The organism is uncultured Campylobacter sp. (genome assembly GCF_938031315.1).
In the GTDB taxonomy this organism is placed as follows: Bacteria; Campylobacterota; Campylobacteria; order Campylobacterales; family Campylobacteraceae; genus Campylobacter_B.
Window position 1 is genome coordinate 1 of record NZ_CALHHT010000334.1, and the last position, 2,572, is coordinate 2,572.

Genomic DNA, 2,572 nt, shown 5'->3' on the forward strand with positions numbered 1-2,572 from the left:
GAAATCGCTGCGTGCACCGCGAAGCGGACGATTATTTGGTCGCATAGCCGCGTCATGTATTTGCCGCGATACAAGGCCTATATGCCGCAAATAATACAAACATCGCGCGAGATAGGGCTCGATGTCGCAAGATACGCAGCGTGCGAAAATTTCATGTCGCGAAAGATAGATACGGCGCAGTATCGAAAAGGCAGACGCAGCGCGGCAGCGTAAATTTATCTAGCGCGGCTCGTGTAGCTTTTGCGAGAGCGTGAATTTACGAGCGCGCAAGTTTGCAAAAATAGAATTTGCAAAGCGAGAATTCATAAAAGTTGCAAATGAAGCCAAATGCAGGTTAGTCCGAGCTCGCCGCGTTTTTGCCCGCACAGGCTCGCAAAGCGGGCGCGCAAATTTATAAAAAGGAATTTTAAAAGATGAATATAATATTTTTGATCGTGCACGCGGCATTCGTCCTGATGCTCGGCTTTTATCTGATCACCTGCCTGCAGTGGTTTTCGTATAAGCCCGCGCGCATCATCTTTCACTTCACCAAGCCCGCGTGGCACCTCTATTTTTTGATTTTGCCGCTGGCGGCGTATCTTGGCTGCGAGATCGCGGCGAGCCTCTGCGCGGCTAAATTCGGCGCCGCGTCCCTGTGCGCCCTGCAAGTCGCCAAAATTCTAATCATCGCGGCCTATGCGCTAGCGCTGTGGCTTTGGCAAAGAGGGCTAGATAAAAAGCTCGTCTTTACGCCGCGCGTAAAGCGATTTTTTGCGATTTTGGCGGTTTGTGTGTTTAGCTTTAACGCCGCGTTTTATGCCGCGGGGGGGCCGATTTTGCCGATCTTTTTACCGCTTGGCGCGGGCCTTGCGGCGAGCTTTACTTACGAGCGGGCGCAGGCTGCGAAATTTAAGGCCGATGCACGCAAAAAACTGGTCTCGATGCCATCCCTTACGATCATTCAGATCACTGCGAGCTACGGCAAGACGAGCATTAAAAACTTCTTGTATCAAATTTTAAAAAACGACTTTCGCTGCTATAAGACGCCGCGCTCGGTAAACACGCTAGCAGGGCTCGTGCGCGACGTAAACGAGGCGCTACCCGCAGATACGCAGATCTACATCGCCGAGGCAGGCGCCAGGCTAAGCGGCGACATCGCCGAGATCACCGAGTTTTTGGCGCCGCAGATCGTCGTCGTGGGCGAGATCGGCGCGCAACACATCGAGTATTTCAAAAGCATCGAAAACATCCGCAAGACCAAGCTTGAAGCGCTCACAAGCGTGCGGCTAAAGCATGCGTTTTTACACAGCTGCACGCAAAAAAGCGCGGATGAGCGCGTCACGATCTATGACGAGGGGCTGGAAATTCACGGCGCGAATCTGGACGGAATAAAATTTAGCCTTAGCTTGAGCGATGATGAAAGCGGTGCTAGCGGCGAGAATTCTACGCTGCGTGCAGACACATCCGCCGCAGGTGGCGAAGGGCAGGGCGATTTGAGCCTAGATGCAAATAGCGCGGCATGCGCGGAAAAATACAAAAATTCTAAAAATTACGGCGCCGATTTTGACGATGCAAATTCCGTATCCTGCGCCGAACAAAGCGAGCGAGAATTCTACGAACAAGCCGCCCGTACCGCTAGCGACGATAAAATTTGCAGCGACAAAGAGCAGGGCTCGCAAGAAGCTTTGAGTGAGCGTAAAATTTTAAACGGGCGGAGAGAACTATGCAAGCGCGAGGAGTTTTTCGCGCCGATTTTGGGTAAATTTAACGCTGCAAATCTCGCCGCGTGCATAAAGATCGCGCGATTTTTAGGGCTTAGCGCTGATAAGATCAAAAGCCGCGTCGCGCACGTCAGCGCCGTCGAGCACCGCCTCGCGCGGCTCGATGCGGGCGGCAAAATCATCATCGACGATAGCTTCAACGGCAATCTAAGCGGCATGCTGCAAAGCTACGAGCTGATGCGAAGCTATGGCGGGCGCAAGGTCATCATCACGCCGGGCATCGTCGAGAGCACGCGCGAGGACAACGAGACGCTAGCTGCCAAGATCGATGAAATTTTTGATCTCGCGATCATCACGGGCGAGCTAAATTCCGAGGTGCTGCAAAGCAAGATCGACCCCGCAAAGACTATCGTTTTGAAAGACAAGCGCGATTTGCAGCGGGTTTTGAGCGAAAATACGCATAGCGGAGATCTGATTTTGTTTTCAAACGACGCGCCTAGCTTCATTTAAGCGGCTTTGGCGATACGGCTTGCTTCGCCCGGCGGCATACGGCGCGATTTGGCAGGGCGTATTTTTCAAATAAAAGGTTTTGAGCGAGTGCTGCGGACGATTTAAAGTAGCGCGATCTATCGGGCGATTAGTTTTTGTGCGGCGCGGCGCGATCTGTTTAATCATAGATAGCCTGTGCGGCTAAATTTCGGCGCGCCGAGATCGGCTTGCGTTTGGTGGGTAAAAATTTTAAATCAAAATTTAAAGGAAAGCCATGGATTTACGAGAAAAGATGCTAGGGCAGCTGCGGGCGTCAAGCGAGGAGAAGTTGGCGAAATTTTCACAGCGTCTAATACCCGCGCCGCAGATTTTAGGCGTGCGCA

2 protein-coding genes are annotated in these 2,572 nt (G+C 52.3%); both read left to right on the forward strand.

Annotated features, from left to right (window positions below; translation table 11 throughout):
• Positions 1-213 (forward strand): hypothetical protein (locus Q0236_RS08050; RefSeq protein WP_297916738.1); only part of this gene is annotated, 213 nt, incomplete at its 5' end.
• Positions 214-413: 200 nt separating this feature from the next.
• Positions 414-2,210 carry a Mur ligase family protein gene (locus tag Q0236_RS08055; protein ID WP_297916740.1) on the forward strand — a complete coding sequence of 599 codons (1,797 nt, stop codon included), beginning with the start codon at positions 414-416 and terminating at the stop codon, positions 2,208-2,210.
• Positions 2,211-2,572 lie beyond the last annotated feature (362 nt).

Excerpts from the sequence above, each read along its gene's own strand:
- Q0236_RS08055 (WP_297916740.1), top strand. The coding sequence starts at position 414 with ATGAATATAATATTTTTGATCGTGCACGCGGCATTCGTCCTGATGCTC.